This is a genomic window from Halomonas sp. A40-4 (assembly GCF_015767635.1).
Classification (GTDB): Bacteria; Pseudomonadota; Gammaproteobacteria; order Pseudomonadales; family Halomonadaceae; genus Vreelandella; species Vreelandella janggokensis.
Genome location: NZ_CP065230.1, coordinates 811946 through 836853, shown reverse-complemented (window position 1 = coordinate 836853; position 24908 = coordinate 811946). Strand labels below are relative to the sequence as shown.

The window sequence follows — 24908 nt, the reverse complement described above, 5'->3', positions numbered from 1 at the left end:
GCTGGCTCAGAAGCGTAGACGTGATCAATTCGCCAATGACCAGGAAGGCCATGGCGGTTTACCGCCGTTTAATAGCATACTGATACGCATAGATTACCTATAGAAACTAAACGTTTTGGGTGGTTAACATAGCGGTTCTCTCGTCTCTGCTCGCCGTTAGCCAAGCGCCTATCATTCGCGAGAAGGAGAAACGCATGATGATCACGTCACGGGAAGACCTGGATGCCATCAAGCAGTCGTGCCAGGCAATGGTCACGAACAGCTCACGCCTTTCAGCCGGCGCGCCGATCATCCCCCTGCCGGGGGTGGATGTAGGCTCAGACGTCGCCATCTTGATGCGGCTGATCCCCAGGATTAATCACCAGTTCGGGCTAACGCCTGACCAAATCGAAGGTTTGGATACCGAAGCCAAGCTGTTCGTGATGACGGCCATTTCCAACACGGGCAGCAAGATGGCGGGGAAATACATCACCAAAAAGCTGATCGTGATGCTGCTACAGAAGATGGGCGTCAGGGTCGCTGCAAAAGGCGTCTCCAAGTTCGTACCCTTCGTTGGCAGCGCCGTGGCAGGCGGCATCAGCTACACCGCCATGAAGATGATGGGCAACCGTCATATCGAAGACTGCTATCAAGTTGCCCTGGCAACGCTGGAAAATGACCGGGAACTGGTTGTTATTGCAGAGGACCCGGCAAAGTCACTAAGCCGCGATGATTAGGTTATCAGCGTCATGACGCTCACACCGGCTTGCTTCGAGCGATCAAAATAGGTGGAAGCCTCTAGCAGCGGGTAGGGGCGCAAGGAGGCAAGGGGCCTTGCTTGGCATCCTTTTGCTGTACCCTTGAGCGACAGCCAAAGTGATCTCCGATTATGGCCCCGCTGACACCAAAACCAATCGGCATCATTCGATCCCGAGCCGGTGCGTCAGACCTTTATTCCAAACAGCTTTTCTGCATTTCGGAACGCAATTTTTTCCTTGGCGTCACGGGGCAGGTCCACCGCTCTAAACCAGTCGGTGCCTTGCTTCATGTCTGCAAACGGGTAATCCGTTCCAAACATCACCCGATCCACACTGATGTACCTCAGCAAAAGATGAAGCAGTTCATCCTGGAAGAATGCGCTGGTTGTATACCAGAAATTGTCACTGAAGTATTGCCCGATAGGCTTGTTCAGCGAGTCTTCAGTCGACTCGCTCATATCACCCACTATACGCTCGTAGTAGAACGGCAGGCCCTCTCCCATATGGCCGATAATCATCTGCAGTTTAGGAAATTTATCGAACACCCCAGTGATGATCAGTCGAAGACATTGAGTCAGCACCTCCTGATGCCATCCATATCCTGAACCGCTGAAAATGTAGTTCTGGAACAATTGGTCATACCCTGGCCGCATGGTGTTGTAATAAATATTGAACACGTCTTCCGGGGGGAAGCCTGGATGCAGGTATATCGGCACATCAAGTGCCTCGGCGCGCGCCAGAAGGGGCTCGAAATCCGGGTGGTCGAGGAATTTGTTGCCAATGAATCCATTGGTCATGGCCCCCAGAAAGCCATCTTCCCGAACGGCGCGTTCCAGTTCGTCCGCTGATGCTTCCGGGTTCTGCAGAGGCAAGGTTGCATAGGCCTGGTACCGCCCCGGGTAGGTGGCCATCGGGCCATCGGCAATCATCTTGTTGAGACGATAGGCGAAATCGATGCCCTCCTGACCAGGGACATTCTGCACGCCCGGCGTATGCGCGGAGAGGATTTGAACATTGATCCCCGCCTTATCCATTGCGCCGATGCGGCCAGGGCCAAGTTCTGCAAGACCCGTTTCCCTGAGGTACTCTACGTGTTGATCGTTAATCGCGTTCAGCGCGATCAGTTCCTCGGTAGTATAGGTCTCTTCCGTGGCGATAAATGGCAGATCCTGGTCTCGCAATGCGATGACCGATTTCTCTGTCGCAGCAGCACTGGAGATAATGGCAGGCGCAGACAACCCGGCACCAACACCAAGTGCCGCCGCGCCAGTTAGAAAACTGCGGCGTCCCATTGTCAGACTCTTTAGTTTTTTTTCGATCTGTTTCATGACAATTTCTACTCCGATGTTTGCGTTGCGTGGTTTGGGCGCAGCTTGAACCGCCCCAGGATATTGCCGATGTCATCCACGTAGCTGTACACCACCGGGATAACCAGCAGGCTCAAAAGCGTTGAAGTGAGCAGCCCACCAATGACCACAAAGGCCATGGGAGCCCGGAAGCTGGGATCGCCCGCCCAGCCCAAGGCGATCGGCATCATGCCCGCCCCCATGGCAATGGTGGTCATCACGATGGGCCGGACACGTTTTTTGCAGGCATCAAGAATGGCGTCCACGCGTTCCAACCCATGCACCCGGCGGGCGATAATGATGTAGTCGACCAGCAGGATCGAGTTCTTGGTGGCGATGCCCATCAGCATGATCAATCCGATCATGGCGGGCAGCGACACGGGCGTCTGCGTGAGGAACAACGCCAGGAAAGCCCCGGGGATGGAGAGCACCAGCGCCACCAGAATGGTGACCGGCTGCGTGAAATCCTTGAGCAGCAGCACCAGCACCATGTAGATACACAGCACGCCGGTCAGCATGGCAATACCGAAGCTTGAGGCAAGCTCCTCCATTTCCTCCGCATCGCCTTCTGCGGCCTGAAACACGCCGCGCGGCAACTGACGTAAACTGGGCAGTGCCTGCACGGCCTGTTCGATTTCCCCCAAAGGCTGCCCTTGCAGGCTCACCTCGAAATTGACGTTGCGCAGACGATCATGCCGGGTAATTTCCGAAGGGCCGCTGCTCCACTCAAAGGTAGCCACGCTCTCCAGCGGCACGGGTCCGTTCGCGCCAGGCACGGGTAGCCGTTTAAGGGTCGCCATATCCTCCCGCGCGGCATCCGCCAGTCGGACCATCACCGGCACCTGACGCGAGCTGAAGTTCAACTTAGGAAGGTCCTCAGCGTTGTCGCCCACGGTTGCGATGCTCAGCGTGTCGGCGATGGCCTGAGCCGAGACCCCAAGATCAGCGGCGCGGGCAACATCAGGGCGTACAATGAGTTCAGGCCTGACCAGGCTGGCCGTCGAACTCACCGCACCGATGCCGGGAATAGCGCGCATCTCCCGCTCGACTTGGCGAGCATGCAGTTCAAGCACCCGGCTATCCTCACCGGCGAGCACCAACTCATAGCCATCCCCCTCGTCGCCTACGCGAGTTCGCACGCCGGGAAGTGTGGCGAGTGCAACGCGCAACTGCTGCTCTATGTCTTGCTGAGTAACGCCCGCGCGGGTTGCGCGTTCCGCCAAACCAATGGTCAGTTCCACAGAGGTCACATCAAAGTCACTGCTGCCGGAGTTCTCACCGATGGCCGCAAAAACGCTGACGACATGCCGTTGCGTCACCAGCCGTGAGCGTGCCTGCTCGGCAAGCGCCACCGCTTCAGACAAGGTGCTACCGGGCGGCAAGGTGAGCGTCGCCTGCGTCTGGGAATTATCATCGGGGGGTATGAAGGTTCCCGGCAGGGTCGAGGCCAGCCAGATACCGCCTGCAAAACAGGCCGCCGCCGCGAGGAGCGTTGTCTTACGGTGGCGCAGGCACCAACGGGCAACGACCAGATAGTGGCTGATCCAAGCTGGATCGCGAGGGGGGTGTTGGGGTGCGCGCAGCAGATATGCAGCCAGCATGGGCGTCAGCAGGCGCGCCACCAGCAGCGAAAACAGCACCGCTACCGAGGCCGTCCAACCGAACTGAACGAAGAATTGCCCGACGGTGCCGCTCATGAAGGCGGTGGGCAGAAACACGGCAATCAATGTAAAGGTGGTGGCGACGACAGCCAGGCCAATTTCCGCCGCCGCGTCCATGGCGGCCTGGCGCGGGGGCTTGCCCATTAGCAGGTGCCGTTCGATGTTCTCAATCTCGACAATAGCATCGTCCACCAGCACCCCGATCACCAGCGAGAGCGCCAGCAACGTCACCACATTGAGCGTGAAGCCCATCAGGTGCATGAACGCGAAGGTGGGGATGATCGAGAGAGGAAGCGTGACCGCCGCAATCAGTGTCGCCCGCCAATTGCGCAGGAAGCAGAACACCACCAGCACCGCCAGCGCCATCCCCTCGAATAGCATGTGCAAGGAGCCTTGATAGTTCTCCAGCACCGGCCCGACGAAATTGAAGGCCTCTTCGATCTCGACATGGGGATATTGCACCTGCAACGCCGCGAGCGCAGACTGCACCCCCTCGGCCACATCCACCTCGCCGTACCCCTCGGCACGGGTCATCTCGACGCCGACGACGGGCGCGCCATCAAGCAATGCCATCGAGCGCCGCTCGGCCACGGTATCGGTAACCGTCGCCACCTCATCAAGGCGAATGCGCCGACCGTCGCTGAGCGCCAGCTCCATTGCCGCCAGCTCGGCGGCGGATTCAGCGTTGGCAATGATGCGCACGGCCTGTTCGGCGCCGCCGACATCCACACGTCCACCGGGCGCCTCCAACTGCGCCTGGCGCAGCTGGCGTGAGATATCCAGCGCTGTCGTATTCAGTGCCAGCAGGCGGTCCGGATCCAATGCCACGCGGACTTCGCGATCGACCCCGCCGATACGCCGAACCGAGCCAACGCCTGGCACCGACAAGACGGCCTTGGTCATTTTGTCATCGACGAACCAGGAGAGTGCCTCATCGTCTAGATCGGAGGAGGTCACCGCGTAGCGTACAATCGGCTCACTGAAAAACTCACCCTTCCGAATCACTGGATCACGCAGGTCGGCGGGTAGCTCCGTGCGAATGCGAGCAACCGCGTCGCGCACATCCTCAAGAGCCTCTTGCAAGGACTTTTCCAGCCTGAATTCGATAGCAATGTCGGCATTGCCATCCGTCAGCGTTGTAGAGATGTTTTTGACGCCGGATATGGTAGCGATGGCGTCCTCGATCTTGCGGGCAACCTCGTTCTCCACTAAGGCAGGGGCCGCCCCCGGCAACGAGGCGGAGACCTCCACAAGGGGCAGCTGCACATCCGGCAAGTCCTGAATAAACAAGCCTCGGAAGGAAATGAGCCCCCAGAAGGTCAATAGGATGAAGAGCAGAACCACCGGAATAGGATTGCGAATCGCCCAGGATGAGGTATTCAACGTCATACCCCCTCCTCGACGTCGGTCTCAATCACCCGCACCTGGTCACCATTGCCGAGAAACGCACCGCCAGAGGCAACCACCCGGTCATCGGGCTCAAGCCCTGAGACAATTTCGATTCGATCCTCAGTGTGCTGGCCGAGGGCAACTTTCTGCTCCGTTATCTGGCCTTCATCGCTGACGCGATGGACGTAGCCAAAGCCATCGCGTAGCTGAACCGCGGCGCGGGGTAGCGTCATCACCTGGCGGGTGCCCAGCTCGAATTTACCCCTTGCAAACATGCCCGCTCGGGCGACGTCGCTTACTGGAAGGTCGACATAGACCAGGCCATTGCGGGTAGCGGTGTCCACTAGCGGCGCGATGGTGCGCAAGCGCCCTTCGAGCTCATATCCACCGGGCACGGTGACCCTGGCAGTCTGGCCCGGTCGCAGCTTATTCAGATCGGACGCGGCGACCTCTGCCCGCCACTCCAGGCGACCATGGCGCGTCAACCGAAACAGCTCCTGATCAGTGCCGATGACAGCGCCTACCGTGGCTGTACGGGAGGTAACTAAGCCATCGTCCGGGGCGACCACCTCCGTCTGCGCCAGGCGTAGCGCTTGAGCTTCATTCTCGGCTTGTGCAACATCTAGCCGCGCTCGTGCGGTGAGCTCGGCGGTTTCATATCGCTGAATCTGCTGTTCTGAAAGCGATCCGGTGGTTTTCAAACCGCGGGCACGCTGGGCGTTGGCCGTTGCTTCCGCAAGCGTTGCTTCGGCTTCCGCCACGGCGGCGCGGCTTCTCGCCAGCTCTGCGCGCACCGTGGTGTCGTTATAAACGGCCAGCACTTGCCCTTCCCTAACCTCATCACCCACATCTACCTTGACGTCTACCAGCCGCAGGCCGCTAATTTCGGTGCCGATACTGATCTCCTGCCACGCCGCGATATCACCATTGGCCGCAATCGTCGTCGGAAGTGTCTGAGATTCTAAGGTCGTCACGTTGACGGATAGTGAGGGCTGCGCCGTCGGTTCGGCGACGGCATCGCTTTCCGACGACACCGCCTGCATACACGCCAGCGCGGCAACGCTGGCGATCACGACAATCATAATGCCGAAATACATTTTTCTGGTCGGAGGTGACATAATTCAGGCCTGTTCCAAAATGTTCTGTTCGTTGATGAAAAACGACATCAAGCATTTCTTTTGAACCACTATCGGCCTGCCTTCCTTTCTCATTTCTTACTGAGGTAACGTTTTAAAAAATCCGGCACCAGTAAGAAACGCGTAAGATAGCGCTCCTGATGATGGCACTTCCATACCGTTCTCACTTACACACTATGCTAGGAGTGCAACCATGAGTTCTCATCAGTCGCTATTGCTGAACGGCCGCCTCATCACTATGAGATTGGCAACCGCCACCTTTATTGGTGGTCTTGTTATTGCCTCTCCGTTGGCGTTCGCTGACGAAGAATATTCAGACGGAACCACTTGGGGATTGGGCATAGGTGCAATAAGCGAACAGGACCCCTATGCCGGTATCGACAGGGAAAACACCCCCTTCCCCTTGTTCCAGGTCGAAAACCGGTACATTAGTGTCTTCGGTCCGGAAATCGAATTTAAACTGCCGAGTCTTGTCATCAGCAACTCACAACAGCTCAATTTCGGTATCGTCGCCCAGTACGATGAGAGCGGCTACGAGCAAGGCGACGCCAAAATTCTCAACGGCATGAACGAGCGCAAAGGGGGCTTCTGGGCGGGGGCCAACGTGGAGTGGGAAAACGAGCTGTTCGAGGTCAGCGCCGAATGGCTCACCGACGCCTCCGGCAACAGCGACGGGCAGCGCTTCGACCTAGGCCTGGAGAGAACGTGGGAATTCGGCGAGCATATAATGCTAACCCCACACGTGGGAGCGTCCTGGCAGAACGACAAGAACATCGATTACTACTTCGGCGTTCGCGATAGTGAAGTTCGCTTCGATCGCCCTGCCTATTCAGGGGAATCGGGTGTCAATATCGAGGCGGGGGTGCGCGGCGTGTACCAGTTTGACCAGCATCACTCTGTGCTGATAGGTGTTGAGGTCACGAGCCTGGCGGACGAAATCAAAGATAGTCCACTAGTGGATCGTTCGACCCAAAACGCCGTGTTAGCTGGCTATCTTTATACCTTCTGATGAGCCGCATACTGTTGATCGAGGACCACGACCGGCTAGCGCATTTGATGTGCAATGGGTTGGTGGCCGCTGGCATCGCCGTTGATGTGGTCGACCGCATTGATTCGGCTTGGGCTGCCGTGCAGCAGATGCCCTACCAGGCACTGGTGCTCGATCGCGGCTTGCCGGATGGCGATGGGCTGCTATTGCTCAAGAAGTTGCGCAACGCGGGCCTTAGCGTGCCCTGCCTGGTGTTAACGGCCCGCGATGCGCTGCATGACCGGCTAGAAGGCCTCGAAGCCGGTGCCGACGACTACCTTCCCAAACCGTTTGCCATGGATGAGATGGTGGCACGTGTCCGTGCCTTGCTGCGCCGCCCGGTGGAATTCCACCCCATCGATACGAGTTATGGCGACCTGAGACTGCATACGGAAAGCGGCGTTCTGTTTAGCGGCGACAAGAGCATTACTCTTGCCCCAGCGGAGCTGCATATTATGCAGCTACTTCTCTACAAGCACGAGGAAGTAGTTCGCCGCAGCGCGCTGGAGGCGGCGGCCTGGGGGCTAAGTGAGGCGGTGACACCGAACGCCCTGGATGTCGCCCTGCACCGTTTGCGCCGAAAGCTTCTTGCTATCGGTTCGCGCCAGCGGATCGCCAACGTCAGAGGGATGGGATATGCGCTTCGTCAAGCGGATGACGCTCAATAGCCTGAGGCTGAAGGTGCTGCTGGCCTATTTGGCGGGTATGGTGCTGAGTATCACACTGCTGGTCATTGCCGCCGCAGTGGTGCTTCAGAGCGATCTACTGCCTCGTATGGATATGGCCGACGCGGCCGAGGGGCTGGTGGATAATATCGAGTTCGACAGTCGTGGCCGGCCCGTCGGTTTCGACGCCAGCATGAACGACCGCGCTTGGCTCTACGAAGGCCCACAACGCGAGACGGCGTTCCGGATTCTGGATGATGCCGGGAACGTGGCAGTGGCCTCGAGTGCCGGAGAAGCTTTCTGGCCAGCCGACGGCGAGGCTCTACGTTTGGCGCGTGGCACCTTTTCCTTTGAGTATGATGACAGAACTTTCTACGGCGCCACGGAGCCCTTTGAGCATGGTGGAAGAACGTGGTATCTGCAGTTCGTCGCCAGTTCAAGATTCGTTGATGTCCTCTATCTCGTCGCCTTTCCACTGGTGGCAGCGGGCGTACTGGTGTTTGGCTTTGTCATGTTCGTTGCCTTCGGTCTATGCGCCTACATTACCTTGCGCTTAACCCTCAAGCCGCTGCGCGATGTTTCCAAATCGGCGGCGGCTATCTCGCCGCGCTCTATAGACGCCCGGCTCGATACGGACGCCGTGCCTGTGGAAATTGCCCCGCTGGTACATAGCTTCAATCACGCCCTGGAACGCCTTGAGCGTGGTTATCGCCTCCAGCAGGAGTTTCTCGGCCACGCGGCCCACGAGTTAAAAACGCCCCTGGCGCTGATCCGCGGGCAGGTTGAGTTGCTTGAGGAAGGGCGAAATGACCGCCAGGCGCTATTGAGCGATGTCGAGTACATGACCCGGCAGGTGCAACAACTGCTACTGCTGGCCGAAGCGAGCGAGGCGCACAACTACCAGTTTAGCGTTGTTCGAATGCACGACATCGCCCACGAAGCTTCCACCTACTTGCAACGCATGGCGGAATCCGCCGACGTTCATTTAACGGTGCTTGCCGCGGATCAAGGAGTGACATGGAAGGCCGATCGCGGGGCATGCTTCACCCTGCTCAAGAACTTGCTGGAGAACGCTATTCAGCATGCCCCCGAGCAGACGCTCGTCAGCATGGAGATCCAGGAAAATATAATAACTGTGCGTGACCGTGGCCCAGGCGTCGAACCAGAGCAATTGGCCCTGCTGTTCTCACGTTTCTGGCGTGGGGCGCATCGGCGCGACCATGGCGCTGGGTTGGGGCTGGCCATCTGCCAGGAGATTGCCATGGCACACGGCTGGGTGCTTACGGCCCACAACGCCCACCCCGGTTTGGCCATGACGCTATGCAGAGCGAGCAATGCCAATGATAGCGATTGATTTAAAAGCGCTCTGTAGCGCATCACGCCCAATGGATCGAGTGATCGTGATAACCATCAGCTTACCAACGAGGTTGCTATGCAAATCTTAAGGCGCCAACCCCTGAATCCGACCAACCTGCCCGATACCCTGGACGAGGGCCACAGCCAGGCCGTGCTGGTCCAGGGTGGATGCCGGGTGCTGATGTCCAGCCAGGTAGGCGTCGATACCCAGGGCCACTTGGCGGGGCCTGAGCTGGCAGCGCAAACAGAGGCCGCACTGGACAACGTCGAACGGTTGCTATTGAACCTTGATGGCGACCTTTCGCGGGTAGTGATGCTGAGAATCTATCTGGCCGAATCGGCCCGTTACGAGCAGGACGTGGTAATGGAAGCGCTTAAGCGCCGCTTCTCCAGTGCGCCACCAGCGGCCACATGGCTGATGGTACACGGCCTAGCCGAACCGGAATGGTTGATCGCTATCGAGGCCGAAGCGGTGCTGCCAGGGTTCACCTTGAACAACTGAATCATCGTCGGCGCTCATGGCGTCCTTGTTCTGCTTGTAAGCTAACGCCTCGCCCGTTTACCCGACCATTCCCGGTAAGCAACGCATAGCGACGCGCTGACAAAGGTAAGCACCCACCGATGGAGACTTCCATGTTTCTTCGCCTAAGCGTACTGCTTTCCGCCCTGGTATTGCTGGCCTCTTGCGCCGTACCGCCGGACTCCCCGCGTTTCCAACCTTCGGGCAGCCTGCCGCGCCATGATCAACCAAGCTTCGATGAGTACGTTCGCGACACCCGGGCGTGGATTGCCGACAATCGCGCCTTCATCGGTGACGACCGCCACCGCGAGATAGCGCTCAACGCACCGTTTGAGCGCCGTCCGGCGACACAGGCAAAACGCGGCATCCTGTTCGTGCACGGATTGGGCTCAAGCCCTTGGTATTTCACGGATATGGCCAGCGCCATGGCGGAAGACGGCTGGCTGGTACGTTCGATTCTGTTGCCCGGCCATGGCAGCCGCCCCGCCGACCTGATGTTGCCGGACCATGACGATTGGGAAAGCGCCGTTGCCCATCACACCAAGCTGCTTGCAGATGAAGTTGATGAACTCTGGTTGGGTGGCTTCTCGACCGGAGGCAACCTGGTCACCTCCCATGCGTACCACGACGACAATGTCGACGGGCTGCTGCTGTTTTCCCCAGGCTTTTACCCCGACAGCCACTACCTGTTTCTTGCCCCGGCGATTGCCCATTTCTGGGACTGGCTCGACATCGACGACGAGGACAATATCGTCACGTACCGGTCGCTGCCGTCGCGCGGTGCCTCGCTGTATTATCGCTCGGTCAGTGCCGTGCAAAAAAACCTCCATGCCGAGCGCTTCGATAAGCCCGTGCTGATGACTATGAGCCAGCACGACAGCGTTCTCGACCCCGACGCGACGCTCGATGCCTTTCAAACCCGCTTTACTCATCCGTCATCACGCTTCGTATGGTACGGCGACACCCCGGCTCACCTCGACGATCCCCGCGTTACGCCCCTCACCAGCTACCTGCCCGACCGGCGGATCAGCAACTTTTCCCACATGAATGTGCTGTTTGCGCCGGAGAATAGGTATTACGGGGAAGCGGGAAGCTACCTCATGCTGGAAAACGGCCAGGACGACCTCACCCCGCCCGATGACCCTGACACCCTGTGGTTTAGCGCATGGGGGCAGCGCGATGCGGACAAATACCATGCCCGATTAACCTGGAATCCTTATTTTCTCGAACTCCTCGATAATATCCGCGAGGTGACAGGTGACTAAGCGACGAAAAATCGACTGAAGTTAGCAGGATTCCTTGAGGTGAGCCGCCCGATCAATAGTAACGAAGGTCGAGCGATCACCGTATAGCACATGAACGTTGAGAAAAAACAGGTGAAATAACATGCTTATATCCAAGTCTTCACTATCCAAGTATTTTTTTCTAACGCGACGCGTGGAAGAGAAGACTTTATTTTCAAACGTTTGGTTATCTGATGCTCCTGAAAGCTTAAGCCATTTACAGCACTTTGCTTTACGCATAGCAACTTCTTTAACTCTTTTTCTAGCTTTACCCATTATCATGCTTAATGCAAAGTCAATTGAAATCATCATTGCCGTCTTCAGTGTTGAAGCTAGCACGACAGCCTTAATGTTTTCCAAAATAACTTCAAAAGACACGACAGCTTGGCTGCTGAGTCATATTGAGGATGAGATAGTAGAGCTCACCAATATAATAGGAGTGGCAGGTACTGGATCTCTCGTCGTTATATATATGTTGGCATAGAATTAGCGATAGAAGCTCGACAGCGCCCTGAGTACTTCGTTCGACACCCGGGCCTCAAGCTCGATATCGTCAAGCTCGTTCATGCGGTAGTCATAGACTGCGAAGGCTCCTGTCGGGTGCACGGCCACCTGATAGTCGGGCATCAAGATGCCATAACCCATGTAGCTGCCTGAAAGCATCCAGTCGCGATGGGGTTCGACGTTCAACAGGCTTTGCCCCAGGGTGTAATGCTGAGGCGCCGACTCACAGTCGAGCAGTTCCTCGAGCAGCGTCGGTGCGATATCGGCGTGGTGCGTTCGCCGCTTCAGCGCACCACCGGAGCGTCCCGGCAAATGCATCACCAGCGGGACCTGGACCTGCTCCGGCGTATAGTTGCTGCCATGCCCCCAGTAGTTCTTGCCATGTTCGTTGAAGGACTCCCCGTGGTCGGAGGTAATCACAATCGCCGTATCCTCAAGCCGCCCACGGCGTTCCAGGTCATCGAGTACCCGCCCCAATTGCTGATCCACATAGCGCGCTGCCGTGCGATAGCGGTTCCAGTAAGGTTCAGGATCAAAGTCAGGCCCCAGGCTCAGGTGGTTGATATGCTCCCAATAGGGCGTGAAGCGCGGGAAGTCTGGCGGATGGCTATAGCCGTGCACGGCGTCATAGAACAGGAAACCAAAGAACGGGCGCTCATCTGACTTTGCCTCTTCGTTGTCCATCCAGGCTAGCCAGTCATCGGTGACCTGCTGATCGCGCTCCCAGGGCTCGCCCTTTGCTGGCTCCAGCGAGACATCCTTGAGGCCGGCAAAAACGTTACGGTCAAAGGCAGGGCTCACCAACGTCGCCGAAGAGAGGACCTGAAAGCGGTAATCGGCGGCCTTTAATCGCTCCATCAGCACCGGGGGCGTCTGGCTGGCAGTAAATGCATCCCAGTAGGTGACGGGCAGGCCATAGAAGAGGCTGAAGACGCCGGCCTTGGTGGAGTTACCCCCACTGATATGCTCACGTGCCCTGAACCAACCGGGTTGATGGGCGTACCGGTAAAGATTCGGCATCACCTCAGGCGTGAGCATGTCGTGACGCAAGGTATCCAGCAGTACCAGCAGCAGGTTGTCGGTAGACACCGACGGCGAGCAGCTCAGGGGCGCGGAGGGGTAGACCAAATCCTGCGCCTCGCCCTCCGTCGCCTCGAGATCCACCCGATCACGTACCGCCTGGGGGTCGACCCACCCGTGCTTGACGAAGAAGCGCTTGGCAGTGGCCGGATAGAAGACCGGCACATGACGCGTCATGCCGGTGATGTCGCGGTCGTAGTGGGCATCCGCCCAGGCATGCCAACCGTGCACCCCCAGCAGGGCCAACAAACTCACTACCAGCATTGCGCCCACAGGCCGTGACGGTGGACGCCGCCTGAACAGCAGCCCGAGACCACCCTGCACCGCCAACATGCCCAGCACGCCACCGACGGCCAGTGCCCAGGCAACCCATGAGAAGCTGAACACGTCTCCCCCGGCGTTGAGCAGCAGGTCAAGGATGAAGCCGCTCAGGTGGAAGCGATACTGAGCGTAGACGAAAGTATCAAGCAGCAGCAACAGCTGCAGGCCACTCGCCCACAGGGTCGTCATCAGCCATAGTCCGATGCCGCGTAAAAGTGTGGCCAGCAGGAACATCGGCAGAGCGGCCAGCCATACCAGCAGCGAGAGATGGCCGAGGAAAACCATCAGCAGGTAGCTCCACTGCTCGGCCCCCTCGGGCTGGATATAGCCGACATAGCGCAGCGAGATCATCCAGGTAAGCAGCAGGTTGGCCAGGGTCCAGGCGCCAAGCCAGCGCCACCGGTGCAGGAGTCGGTAGATCATGCGCGAAGTCTCCAAAGACCAGAGGCCCTTCAGTCAACGTTGAATGGAAAGCGTGTTGACTGTCACAGCCGCTCACTTACTGAAGACTTACGCAATACTTCTTTATCGTTCCGACCCCCGCCAAGACTTCTTAAAGACGCATTACCGTACAGCCTCGTCCCATGCGACGAAGATCAATCCATGCGAGCGCTGGCGTCCGACCAAAAGGTCAGACACGGTGCCGAATAAGCCGGCACCGTCCGATTCGCATTTGTTATTGTCACTAGATTGTCGCTTTCACATTTCAGCGACGTTTTAGTCACATCCGCTTTGCTAACCTGTCAAAGTTTCATCAAGGCAGCGAGGCCGAGCCACTAATGGGTCTGCGACCGGGTTATGCCTGAAAGGGGAGATCAGCAGATGGGAAACGTGCTTGGAGCGGCACCGGTTAGAGTGCTGATTGTCGAAGACAACCGCGACATTTGCGAGAACATCGCTGCGTATCTTGAAAAGCATAGCTATGTTGTGGATTTTGCCTATGACGGTATCAGCGCGATGTACCTGGCGTTGACGAATCCATTCGACGTTATCGTCCTGGACCTGATGCTTCCGGGGATGGATGGCCTAAGTTTCTGCACAAAGCTGCGGGCCGATGCCAAAGTAGAAACGCCCGTGCTCATGCTAACGGCGAGAGACACGCTTGACGATAAGCTTAAGGGGTTCGAGGCGGGCGCCGATGACTATTTGGTCAAGCCATTCGCCTTACAAGAGCTACATGCGCGACTGCAGGCGCTTTGCAAACGTAGTCACGGAAAGACTGACGACCTGTTGACGGTTGGTGATCTGACGATGAATAGATCCACGCTGCAAGTGCATCGTGCGGGTCAGCGCATCGACCTTACCCCTGCCGGCATGCGACTACTGCAACGATTGATGGAAGAAGCGCCGTCTGTTGTGGCTCGCGATGACCTCGAAACCTTGTTGTGGGCTGAGGAGCGCCCCGATGGCGATGCGCTTCGCTCGCACTTGTACAAGCTGCGCCAGGCTATCGATAGGCCGTTTAATAGCCCGTTAATTCACACCGTGCATCGCATCGGTTACCGAATTGCAGAGGATACTCAGTAATGTACCGGCACAGTTTACGCACCCGTGTCGCCATTGCATTTGCAGTGTGCGTTGCTGTACTGAGCGTGGCCTGGGGGCTCGCTTTCTTCGCGGCGATCAGGTTTACCGAAGACCGGGTGCTCCAGCATCAGCTGCAGCGTGCCGCAGAGAGCTACCCCGCTATGCCGATGAACCTTCGCGGATACGATGAGATCGGTCGCTTGCCTGAATCACTGCGGGAATGGGCGCAAACCAATCCCCATGAAGGGTTGTACGAATTCGAAGAAAAAGAACTGCATGTCGCGGTAGTACCTACCGACAATGACCAGCAACACGGCTTTGTGGTGTTCGATGTTGCCGGGATTGAAGCGGCGTCGTCAGAGGATTGGTGGTGGCTGCTTTTTATTACCGGTGCCGTTGGAGCACTCGCGACGCTTGGTTTCGCGCTGGGCGTGGTGGTTATGCGCAAAGCCGTCGCCCCCGTGGCGCAACTCGCCGAAGCGGTCGCAGACATCGACCCGGAACGACTATCGGCCGAAGATCATAAACGCATAGAGGCCAGCCGATTCGGTGATGATGAGGTTGGCGTGCTCGCCAGGACCATCGAGAAGACGCTTGAGCGTATCAGCGCATTTGTTGAGAGGGAAAGATATTTTACCAGTTCAGCCAGTCATGAGTTGCGGACGCCGATCACGGTCATAACAGGCGCACTTGAGCTGCTGGAACAAAGCAACCTGTCAGCGACCGATGTGAAGGCGCTTGATCGAGTGAGGCGCGCAACGCTCGATATGAAAACCACGATTGAAATGTTCTTGTGCCTCGCTCGCGAAACCGACGACGGGTTATATGACGAGCAGTTTTTAGTGATGCCGCTGGTGAGCAAGGCTATTGATCAGCAGCGCTACCTGCTGACCCGCCAGTTCGTCGATGTGGATATCGACGAACTCGCAAACCCCAAAGTCAACGGACATCCGCAGGCCTTTTCTATTGCGGTCAATAATCTGGTGCGAAATGCGTTCGAGCATACGCTCCACACGCACGGCCCGATCACGATTCGTATTAAAGAGCATGAGCTCCTGGTCACCAATCAGGTGAGCAGTGACGCTGAAAAGCGGCACGCGCCGACTGAGGTGTCCTCGTCGCGGGGGTATGGTCTTGGTCTGGGTATCGTGCAACGGCTTTGTGAGCGCAATGGCTGGTCGTTTTCGCTACTCGCTGATGAGAAGCGTGTCGTCGCCCGTCTTTCATGGTGATCCAAAAGACCAGGTTAATACAATTCTTCAAATGGCGGTTCAAGGAAGTCAGCTCTGACTTTATTACGGCCGCATAGGTAGGCAACCGGGGGGGTACAGGGTGACCTTTATACGCAAGCCGCAAGCGTCCGCCGCAGAGTCCGCGCCTGTCGCGTCTCAAGGTAGAAAGAGACAAGTTTCAATGACGCCACCGATGGATATTGTCCATCTAAAGAGCATGGTAAACGCAACCTTGCTGGAGCTTATGCCAGCTCAGGAAACATCGCCCACGCATCTGCATCAAGGCATGCATTACGCCCTGTTGGGTTCAGGCAAGCGCTTGCGCCCGCTGCTTACGCTTCTAGCTGCGAATGTGGCCACTGACAGTCACACCCTCCGTATGGCCTGCGTGTCGGAACTGGTGCATACCGCTTCGCTGATTCTCGACGACCTGCCCTGCATGGACGATGCGACTATGCGCCGCGACCGCCCCTGCACGCATATACGCTTTTCCGAAAGCACCGCCATTCTTGCCTCAACCAACTTCCTCAACCTCGCGTACGGGGTTATCGCCGATTGCCCCAACGTGGATGCTTCCACCAAAGTCGCCGTTAGCGCTCACCTCAGTCATGTTATTGGTTCTATGGGGTTAGTGGGCGGGCAGATCGCTGATTTACAAAATCACCCCGTGGGCACCAAGAGCGCCATTGAGCAACTCTACCACCAGAAAACAGGCTGCCTGTTTGAGTTTGCTGTCGTTACCGGTGCACGACTTCGGGGGCTGGATGCAGAAGTGATAGACGCATTGACGCGCTTTGCCCGTGCCTTTGGTCTGCTGTTTCAGCTTTACGATGATATGTTGGATCACAGTACCTTTGTGCAGGAGACCGGTAAGGACGTGCAGCAGGATGCGGCGAAAACCACCTTGCTTTCTCTTTACACACCCGAAGAAGTTCGCGGCGCATTGAGCAATGCACAAGCCATGGCAAGAGAGCAATTGCGTAGAGCCGGATACGATGAATCCTCACTCGCAGCGCTCGTGGAGCAACAATTCGTTGCCTTCAACGGTGCGGCGCAAAGGCTTGGGGTTTAGACCTTGCGAATGACGACGACTGCAGCACTCACCATTGATCGACTAAGGGTTGTCTACGGCAGCCACAGCGCCTTAGACGACGTTTCTTTACAGGTACGTCCAGGTGAAATACTCGGTATCCTCGGGCCTAATGGTGCCGGGAAATCGACATTGTTGCGCGCCATCACCGGCAAGCTGCGCCCCAGTTCCGGGCAAATATTCATTGCCGGAAAAGCGCTTTCTCCGGGTAAGGCCTATCAACACTCCATCGGCTTCACCCCCCAGTTCCTGGGTTTATACCGGCACTTGACGGGGCGGGAGAACCTGGCGTTTTTCGCGCGCTGCACAGGTGTCAGCCGCCACCAGTTGCCCGCCCGGGTCAGTCAAGCGCTGGAAGAAATCGAGTTAACAGACAACGCCGATGTGCGGGTCGACCACTTGTCCGGTGGTATGCAGCGGCGCTTACACCTGGCAGCCACCCTGGTCTCCCATCCTTCTCTGCTCGTGCTGGACGAACCCACGGCCGGGGTCGACTTGGGTGTGCGCCTGTCAATCCACGACCTTATTCGCCGCCGCGCCGAGCAAGGTGTGGCCGTGGTCGTTGTGACCCATGAGTTAGATGAAGCTGAAGTGCTATCCCACCGCGTCGCCCTTCTTCATCAAGGCCAACTGAAAGCCCTGGACGAGCCCCAGGCGTTGATACAGGAAACCTTCGGCAACCGTCAGCTATTCGTTGTGCGTACGGTTCACATGCTGCCCCCGGAACTCTGTGAGCGGCTGCAGGAGATGGGTTTTCGCCCTCGCAGTGATGAGAGTAGTGAATGGTGGCTGCAAAGTGACCTGCCGCTGGATAGAATGATCGACCACCTCTACCGCGACCTGGGCGGAGCACGTGAGGCCATTGCCGAGGTATCGATACGCCGACCCGGATTAAAAAACGTGATGCAGCACGTTACCGGTGCCCGAAGCGATACTGCGGTGGAGACAGTGTCATGAGGGCAATTTTCCGAGTGATGGTCCTGGGCTTGTGGCGTGACCGCGGTGCGTTACTCATGGCATTTGCTTTGCCCAGCCTGGTATTCGCCATCTTTGCCAGCATCTTCTCCGGCGCCACGGAAGGCGACCTGCACTTGCGGGTCGGTCTTGTGGTGGAAACCGAAGATCAACAGATGCAAGAGTTTGCGCAGTACCTGACGCAGACCGAAGAACTGGAGATGACGGCTCTACCCGATTCGGGCCGCGCTCAACTACGGGAACAGGTGCAACAAGGCAATTTCGACACGGGGGTGATCGTTCACGGGCAACCAGACACGGACAACGATCCGCTGTTTACTATTGTCAGCGAACCCACCCGTGAAATTGCCGCTCTGTCTCTACAGGGCTGGCTGCGCCAAAGCCTGGTCTCCCAGCAACCGCAGGTTCTTGTGCAGCGTCTTGCGCAAACCACAGAAGCTCTGGTTGAGGGTTTCTCGCCCGAACAACAAGCACGCCTGGACGCCGCTCTGGAAGCCATGGCCAGGGACCCGGGCGAGGCAGCGATCGAAGACTTGCTTATCGAGCTAGATCCCGTCTATGGCGAGGCGACAGCGTCAATATCTGGGCTCAGCGGTATCGCCTACTATGCCGGCGCCACCGCCATTCTGTTCCTGTTACTGTCCGCCGTGAACGCGGGCATGGTCAGTTTGGAAGAGCGCCAAAACGGTATCGCCGAACGCCTTCTACTGAGCAAAGCGGCGCATTCGCGGTTACTGCTGGGTCGGTTTCTGTTTTTGTTGAGTCTGGGATTTTTCCAGGCCAGCGCTATCTTCCTGGTCGCCAGGTTCGGGTTTGGACTGGAGATAGAGCGCGCTTTGGCGAAAGTCATTGTCATGGCAATTGCCTGCGCCGCCGCCAGTGCCGGGCTGGCACTTTTACTCCTGTCGCTGTGTCGAACAACGCAGCAGGCGACAACCTTTTCTTCGTTTTTTGTGCTCATTGTTTCCAGCGTCGGCGGCTCAATGGTGCCACGTTTCATGATGCCTGACTGGTTGCAGACGGTGAGCCTGTTCACGCCGAATGCCTGGGCGATTGAAGGTTTTTACGGAGCGTTGATTCGCGGCGACAGCTGGGCTCAGCTAGCCCAGCCAGGCGGCATCCTGGCCGCCGTGGCACTGGTAAGCCTGCTGTTAGCTGCCCTCCCCTTATTCAAGACGCCGGCCTAAGAGAGGTTGTAAAACATGATGGACTGGTTATGGACGCTCATGCTTGTGATAGCGGCTTTCCTGGGGATGGAAGTGTTCGCCTGGTACGCCCATAAGTACATTATGCACGGCTGGGGCTGGCGCTGGCACAAATCCCATCACGAACCTACTGAGGGCGTGTTCGAGAAAAACGACCTGTATGTTGTGGTGTTTTCGCTGGTGGTGGTCGGCATGTTTGCGGTGGGGGACCTTTACTGGACGCCACTCATGGCTATCGCATCAGGCATCACGCTTTACGGCGTCGCTTACTCTCTGTTTCACGACGGTATGGTTCACCAACGCTGGCCGATTCGCTGGCAGCCAAAGAGCGGCTATTTGAAGCGTCTGGTCCAAGCTCACCGAATCCATCATGCCGTGCGTACTCGAGAGGGGGCTGTGTCCTTCGGCTTCCTTTACGCGCCAGATGTCAGGAAACTCAAAAAACGCCTAAAGCAGCAACGGGCTGCATCTCCAGCGGGAGCGCGACATGACCGATGACAGTATGGTGAAACGCAAGAATGATCATCTCGACATCGTGCTGGACGCTCGTCGGGCTAACGCTCGGACCCTTACGGGATTCGCCGACTATCGCTTCGCCCATTGCGCCCTGCCACAGCTGCACCTGGACGAGATTGATCTTAGCGCACGACTTTTCGATAAACCCATGAAGGCGCCGCTGTTGATCAGTTCCATGACCGGCGGCGCCGAACGGGCCAAAACGATCAATCATCACCTGGCAGAAGCCGCCCAACACCTGGGTATCGCCCTGGCCATCGGCTCCCAACGAGTCGCCCTGCAGTCTGGCAACGATCATGGCCTGACCAGGCAGTTACGACGCATCGCCCCGGATATTCCACTGCTTGGCAATATCGGCGCGGGTCAGCTTCGGGAGCCCCAGGGGATCGACTGGGCGCGCCAGGCGGTGGAGATGATCGAGGCGGATGCATTGATCGTCCACCTCAACCCCCTGCAGGAGGCCGTGCAACAGGGCGGCGACCGGGACTGGTGTGGCGTGCTTCAGGCCATCGGCACGCTGGTCACGTCGCTCGAAGTGCCGGTGGTGGTCAAGGAAGTCGGCGCGGGTATCTCCCCCGAGGTGGCCCGGGCGCTGGTGGAAGAAGGTGTGGCGATGATCGACGTGGCCGGCGCCGGCGGCACCAGTTGGGCGGCGGTGGAGGCGGAACGCGCGACAAATGAGCACCAGCGCCGGGTCGCCATGGCCTTCGCCGGCTGGGGCACCCCCACCGCCCAGGCCATTCGAGCGGTGCGCCAGACTCTGCCGGAGACGCCGCTGATCGCTTCCGGCGGCATTCGCGATGGAGTGGACGCCGCCAAGGCCATACGCCTGGGCGCGGACCTGGTGGGCCAGGCCGCCGCAGTGCTTGAGAGTGCCACCGAATCGAGTCAGGCGGTGATCGAGCACTTCGAGGTAATCATCCAGCAGTTGCGCATCGCCTGTTTCTGTACCGGCAGCGCCGACCTGCATGCCCTGCGTGCGGCGGTGCTGCTGGATGATCGCGGCGTCCCTCTGGAAGCGCCCCATGGCTAGGTATATCGCCGTCATCGCCCCTGTCCTGCCGCGCCGGTCACTGGCGACGAGGTATGATTCATGAACGTGCCAGGATATGACCTGATACTGGTGGGGGGCGGTCTGGCCAACGGCCTGATCGCCCTGCGCTTGATACAGGCGCAGCCAGAGTTGCGCCTGCTGATGCTGGAAAGCGAAAGTCGCCCCGGTGGTCATCACACCTGGTCGTTTCACGATGGCGATCTCTCCGCAGACCAACATGCCTGGCTGGCGCCCATGGTGGGTCGTCGCTGGCCGCGGCACCGGGTGATTTTCCCGCACCGCGAGCGACTGTTGAACGGGGGCTACGCCAGTATCTTCTCCCGGGATTTCGCCTGCGTTCTGGAAGAGGCCCTGGGCGACAACTTGTGGGTCGACACGCGCGTGGCCCGCCTTTCCACGGATAGCGTGGAACTCGAGGATGGCCGGGTGCTGCACGCGAAAGCGGTCATCGACGGCCGGGGTCCCACCGACAGCGCTCACCTGACCCTGGGCTACCAGGCCTTTCTCGGCCAGGAAGTCCGCCTGGACAAGCCCCACGGCCTGGAAGAACCGATCCTCATGGACGCCAGCGTGCCCCAGCAGGACGGCTACCGGTTCATCTACGTGCTGCCGTTCAGCCACGATACCCTGCTGATCGAGGATACCCACTATGTGGACCGCCCGGAGGCGGACGCGGCCCAACTGCGTGAGCATATCGGCGCCTACGCGCGGGATCGCGACTGGCGGATCGTCGAAACTCTGCGGGAAGAGAGCGGCGTGCTGCCGATCATCCTGGCGGGTGAGTTCGATGCCTTCTGGCAGAACGCCCAGGGCCAACCACGAAGCGGCCTGCGCGCCGGTCTGTTCCACCCCACCACCGGGTACTCCCTGCCCCAGGCGATGGGTCTGGCAGAACGCATCGCCGAGCTTGGCAAGCTCGATGCGGCGTCGCTGTTCCCGGCCATCCATGCCTTCGCCTCCCGGGAATGGCAACACCAGGGCTACTTCCGCCTGCTCAATCGCATACTGTTCCTGGCGGGCCGCCCGGCGCGGCGCTGGCAGGTCATGCAACGTTTCTACGGCCTGCCAGAACCGCTGATCGAACGCTTCTACGCCGGACGCCTGACCCGTGCCGACAAGGTGCGCATCCTGATGGGCAAGCCGCCGGTGCCGCTTGGCGAAGCGCTCAAGGCAGTGCGGGCGAATTCCCCACAAAAGATTTCATCCACCTTCTTCGGAATACGCTCATGACCCAGCCTCAACGTGCCCTGGTGATCGGCGCCGGCTTCGGCGGCCTGGCCCTGGCGATTCGCCTGCAGTCCGGCGGCTACCAGACCACCCTGCTGGAAAAGCGCGACAAGCCCGGTGGCCGCGCCTATGTCTATGAAGACCAGGGGTTCACCTTCGATGCCGGTCCGACGGTGATTACCGACCCCTCCGCCCTGGAAGAGCTCTTTCGTCTGGCGGACAAACACATGGCAGATTATGTCGAACTGCTGCCGGTCACGCCCTTCTACCGGCTCTGCTGGGAAGATGCCCCTGCCTTCGATTACGTCAACGATCAGGCCGCCCTGGAGCGACAGATCGCCGAGCGCAATCCTCGGGACGTGGAGGGCTATCGGCACTTCCTGAGCTATTCCCAGGCAGTGTTCGAGGAGGGCTATCGCAAGCTCGGCGCCGTGCCCTTTCTGGCCTTTCGCGACATGCTCGCCGCCGGACCGCAGCTGGCGAAGCTTCAGGCCTGGCGCAGCGTCTACTCCATGGTCTCGAAATTCATCGAGGATCCGCATCTGCGCCAGGTCTTCTCCTTTCATTCCCTGCTGGTGGGGGGCAACCCATTCGCTACCTCCTCCATTTATACCCTGATCCATGCCCTGGAGCGGGAGTGGGGCGTATGGTTTCCCCGGGGCGGCACCGGCGCCCTGGTACAGGGTATGGTCCAGCTGTTCAAGGATCTCGGCGGCACCCTCGAACTGAACGCGGAAGTGGCAAACATCGAGACCGCAGGGGATCAGGTAAGCGGCGTCACCCTGATGGATGGCCGACATTTCCCGACGGAGGCACTGGCCTCCAACGCGGACGTGATGCATACCTACAGCAGGCTGTTGAGCGGGCATTCCCGCGGCACCCGCCAAGCCAAGTCCCTGGGCCGCAAACGCTTCAGCATGTCACTGTTCGTGATCTATTTCGGCCTGGACAGGCCACCGCAAGGCCTGGAGCACCATACGGTGTGCTTCGGCCCCCGCTACAAGGAATTGATCGACGAGATCTTCAACGCGGACACCCTGGCGGAGGATTTTTCCCTCTACCTGCACTCCCCCTGTGTCACCGATCCGAGCATGGCACCCGAAGGCTGTAGCGCTCACTATGTCCTGGCACCGGTACCGCACCTGGGCAAGGCGAACATCGACTGGGAAACCCAGGGGCCGATATACCGCGACCGCATCCTCGACTATCTGGAGCGTCACTATATTCCCGGGCTACGGGAGCACCTGGTGACCTGTCGGCACTTCACCCCCCTGGATTTTCGCGAGGAGCTCAACGCCCACCTGGGTTCCGCCTTCTCCCTGGAGCCGATTCTCACCCAGAGCGCCTGGTTCCGACCCCACAACCGGGATGCCAAGATCGACAACCTCTATCTCGTGGGGGCCGGCACCCATCCCGGGGCCGGGGTGCCCGGCGTGATCGGTTCCGCCAAGGCCACTGCGAGCCTGATGCTGGAGCGACTCGATGACCGATAAGCTAGGACAGCATGCCGCACAGACCATCGCCGTGGGCTCCAAGAGTTTTGCCACTGCAGCAAAGCTGTTCGATCCGGCCACTCGGCGCAGCGCCCTGATGCTTTATGCCTGGTGCCGCCACTGCGACGACGTGATCGACGACCAGCAGTTGGGCTTTCGTGCTCAGGAAACCACGGGCGAAAGCAGCGAGACGCGCTTGAACGAGCTGCGACACCTGACGCGTCGCGCCTATGCCGGGGAGCCCATGCAAAGCCCGGCCTTCGCCGCCTTTCAGGAGGTGGCGCTCGACCACGGGATCCCCGAGCGCTATCCCCTGGCTCACCTGGACGGCTTCGCCATGGACGTGGAGCAGCGGCGCTATGTCACCATCGACGATACCCTGGACTACTGCTATCACGTGGCCGGCGTGGTGGGCATCATGATGGCCTGGATCATGGGTGCGAAGGATGAGGCGACCCTGGATCGCGCCTGCGACCTGGGGATGGCCTTTCAACTGACCAATATCGCCCGGGATATCATCGAGGATGCACAGATCGGTCGCTTCTATCTGCCGGCCCAGTGGCTGGAAGAAGCCGGCATTCCCCGCCAGGAGATGACCGCGCCAAGGCATCGTGAGGCCCTGGCAGGCCTGGCCCGACAACTGATCGACTTGGCGGAACCCTACTATGACGCCGCCCGTGGTGGATTGACGGCCTTGCCGCCTCGCTGCGCCTGGGCCATCGGCACCGCCCACGGCGTCTATCGGGAAATCGGGGTCAAGGTGAAAACGCACGGTGCTCGGGCCTGGGACGCGCGCATCTCGACCAGCAAGGCGGACAAAGCGCGCCTGCTGGGTCTGGGATTCGCTCACGCGATGGCATCCCGCTGGCAAAGGCCAGCGCCAAGGTCTAGCGGTCTCTGGCAGCGACCGGGCGACTGAGCGGTGGCAATAGGCTGACCCATCGCGCCACTAACGTCTACGCTGTGAGACACCCATCACGACACAGGAGGCCATGATGAGTATCGAGCAACCCGAAACGCTCCATCTGGACAGCGATGACGCGACCGGCTACCCCAACTCCTCACTGCCAGTGTTGATCTACCGGGATGTTATCGACACTCGTGACCCAGAGGCGTGTGCCGCCACCTTCGAAGCCATGTTCAAGCGCCACGGCTGGCCGCCGGCATGGCGCTACCACCTGTATGACTTTGACCACTTTCACTCCACCGCTCACGAAGTATTGGGCATCTTTCGCGGCCAAGCCCGAGCACGACTGGGTGGCCCTAACGGCCGCGAACTGATGCTTTGCGCTGGCGACGTACTGGTGCTGCCCGCAGGGGTTGGGCATGCAAGCCTCGAGGCGGATGATGATTTCTGCATGGTAGGCGCCTACCCGCCCGGCCAACAGCCAGCGATAGAGCGCGGCGACCCGGCACAGCTGGAAGCAGCGCAAGCGCGCGTGGCGAGCACGGCGATGCCAGAAAGCGACCCGGTCGGCGGTCCGTTGAAAAACCTGTGGCGCCAAACGACAGCGTAATCACCTTGACCCTGCCGATAAACGGTATTATCAACAGACCTATACGT

Annotated in this window: 21 protein-coding genes and 1 pseudogene; 18 read left to right on the top strand and 4 right to left on the bottom strand. The window is 58.9% G+C overall.

Translation table 11 applies throughout. The features are described from left to right. Window positions 1–194 precede the first annotated feature (194 nt). Complete coding sequence (locus IT895_RS03980; RefSeq protein WP_325073189.1) at window positions 195–716, top strand: hypothetical protein; 522 nt, start codon at window positions 195–197, stop codon at window positions 714–716. 206 nt (window positions 717–922) lie between these two features. Here IT895_RS03980 and IT895_RS03975 read toward each other — a convergent pair whose 3' ends face one another. The 3 genes from IT895_RS03975 to IT895_RS03965 are packed head-to-tail and all read right to left on the bottom strand — an operon-like array spanning window position 923 to window position 6251. After that, entirely contained in the window at window positions 923–2065 is a 1143-nt protein-coding gene (locus IT895_RS03975; protein WP_199284769.1) for an amidohydrolase family protein, read from the bottom strand. Between the two features lie 8 nt (window positions 2066–2073). Next, window positions 2074–5133: an efflux RND transporter permease subunit gene (locus tag IT895_RS03970; RefSeq protein WP_199284768.1), complete on the bottom strand. Its 3060-nt coding sequence runs from the start codon at window positions 5131–5133 to the stop codon at window positions 2074–2076. Beyond that, entirely contained in the window at window positions 5130–6251 is a 1122-nt protein-coding gene (locus tag IT895_RS03965; RefSeq protein ID WP_233337355.1) for an efflux RND transporter periplasmic adaptor subunit, read from the bottom strand. The genes IT895_RS03970 and IT895_RS03965 overlap by 4 nt, the downstream gene beginning before the upstream one ends. Before the next feature lie 211 nt (window positions 6252–6462). Here IT895_RS03965 and IT895_RS03960 point away from each other — a divergent pair, with 211 nt between their 5' ends. The 6 genes from IT895_RS03960 to IT895_RS03935 all read left to right on the top strand — a co-directional run bounded on the left by IT895_RS03960 (window position 6463) and on the right by IT895_RS03935 (window position 11604). Beyond that, a complete protein-coding gene (locus IT895_RS03960; protein WP_199284767.1) occupies window positions 6463–7278 on the top strand; it encodes a MipA/OmpV family protein in 816 nt (271 codons plus the stop codon). Continuing rightward, window positions 7278–7964 (top strand): response regulator transcription factor, encoded by a 687-nt coding sequence (locus IT895_RS03955; RefSeq protein WP_199284766.1) that lies wholly within the window; start codon window positions 7278–7280, stop codon window positions 7962–7964. The genes IT895_RS03960 and IT895_RS03955 overlap by 1 nt, the downstream gene beginning before the upstream one ends. Beyond that, on the top strand, window positions 7933–9315 hold the full coding sequence (locus tag IT895_RS03950) for an ATP-binding protein (RefSeq protein ID WP_199284765.1): 1383 nt from the start codon (window positions 7933–7935) through the stop codon (window positions 9313–9315). Before IT895_RS03955 ends, IT895_RS03950 begins: the two co-directional genes overlap by 32 nt. A 78-nt stretch (window positions 9316–9393) precedes the next feature. Next, the gene (locus tag IT895_RS03945; protein WP_085920260.1) at window positions 9394–9819 is read left to right on the top strand and encodes a Rid family hydrolase; all 426 of its coding nucleotides are present in this window, start codon (window positions 9394–9396) and stop codon (window positions 9817–9819) included. A 131-nt stretch (window positions 9820–9950) separates the two neighbouring features. Continuing rightward, window positions 9951–11102: an alpha/beta hydrolase gene (locus IT895_RS03940; protein ID WP_199284764.1), complete on the top strand. Its 1152-nt coding sequence runs from the start codon at window positions 9951–9953 to the stop codon at window positions 11100–11102. A 121-nt stretch (window positions 11103–11223) separates the two neighbouring features. Then, a complete protein-coding gene (locus IT895_RS03935) occupies window positions 11224–11604 on the top strand; it encodes a hypothetical protein (protein WP_199284763.1) in 381 nt (126 codons plus the stop codon). A gap of 2 nt (window positions 11605–11606) precedes the next feature. Here IT895_RS03935 and IT895_RS03930 read toward each other — a convergent pair whose 3' ends face one another. Next, on the bottom strand, window positions 11607–13448 hold the full coding sequence (locus IT895_RS03930) for a DUF3413 domain-containing protein (protein WP_085920263.1): 1842 nt from the start codon (window positions 13446–13448) through the stop codon (window positions 11607–11609). A 399-nt stretch (window positions 13449–13847) separates the two neighbouring features. Between IT895_RS03930 and IT895_RS03925 the strand changes: the two genes are divergently transcribed. The 11 genes and pseudogenes from IT895_RS03925 to IT895_RS03875 all read left to right on the top strand — a co-directional run bounded on the left by IT895_RS03925 (window position 13848) and on the right by IT895_RS03875 (window position 24861). Then, window positions 13848–14552: a response regulator transcription factor gene (locus tag IT895_RS03925; protein ID WP_085920264.1), complete on the top strand. Its 705-nt coding sequence runs from the start codon at window positions 13848–13850 to the stop codon at window positions 14550–14552. Next, complete coding sequence (locus IT895_RS03920) at window positions 14552–15784, top strand: sensor histidine kinase (protein ID WP_199284762.1); 1233 nt, start codon at window positions 14552–14554, stop codon at window positions 15782–15784. Before IT895_RS03925 ends, IT895_RS03920 begins: the two co-directional genes overlap by 1 nt. Before the next feature lie 181 nt (window positions 15785–15965). Next, the gene (locus tag IT895_RS03915; protein WP_199284761.1) at window positions 15966–16856 is read left to right on the top strand and encodes a polyprenyl synthetase family protein; all 891 of its coding nucleotides are present in this window, start codon (window positions 15966–15968) and stop codon (window positions 16854–16856) included. A gap of 84 nt (window positions 16857–16940) precedes the next feature. Beyond that, window positions 16941–17831 (top strand): annotated as a pseudogene (locus IT895_RS03910) (ABC transporter ATP-binding protein); the annotation flags it as partial. Continuing rightward, window positions 17828–19036, top strand: coding sequence for an ABC transporter permease (locus IT895_RS03905; protein ID WP_199284759.1), 1209 nt, complete (start codon window positions 17828–17830; stop codon window positions 19034–19036). The pseudogene IT895_RS03910 and the gene IT895_RS03905, both read left to right, overlap by 4 nt. A gap of 15 nt (window positions 19037–19051) precedes the next feature. After that, entirely contained in the window at window positions 19052–19552 is a 501-nt protein-coding gene (locus IT895_RS03900; RefSeq protein WP_233337354.1) for a sterol desaturase family protein, read from the top strand. Continuing rightward, entirely contained in the window at window positions 19542–20603 is a 1062-nt protein-coding gene (gene fni, locus IT895_RS03895) for a type 2 isopentenyl-diphosphate Delta-isomerase (RefSeq protein WP_199284758.1), read from the top strand. Before IT895_RS03900 ends, fni begins: the two co-directional genes overlap by 11 nt. A 60-nt stretch (window positions 20604–20663) precedes the next feature. Further along, window positions 20664–21854, top strand: coding sequence for a lycopene beta-cyclase CrtY (crtY, locus tag IT895_RS03890; RefSeq protein WP_199284757.1), 1191 nt, complete (start codon window positions 20664–20666; stop codon window positions 21852–21854). Further along, complete coding sequence (locus tag IT895_RS03885; RefSeq protein ID WP_199285400.1) at window positions 21851–23344, top strand: phytoene desaturase; 1494 nt, start codon at window positions 21851–21853, stop codon at window positions 23342–23344. Before crtY ends, IT895_RS03885 begins: the two co-directional genes overlap by 4 nt. After that, a complete protein-coding gene (gene crtB, locus IT895_RS03880) occupies window positions 23334–24263 on the top strand; it encodes a 15-cis-phytoene synthase CrtB (RefSeq protein ID WP_199284756.1) in 930 nt (309 codons plus the stop codon). The genes IT895_RS03885 and crtB overlap by 11 nt, the downstream gene beginning before the upstream one ends. A gap of 76 nt (window positions 24264–24339) precedes the next feature. Continuing rightward, a complete protein-coding gene (locus IT895_RS03875; protein WP_199284755.1) occupies window positions 24340–24861 on the top strand; it encodes a cupin domain-containing protein in 522 nt (173 codons plus the stop codon). Window positions 24862–24908 lie beyond the last annotated feature (47 nt).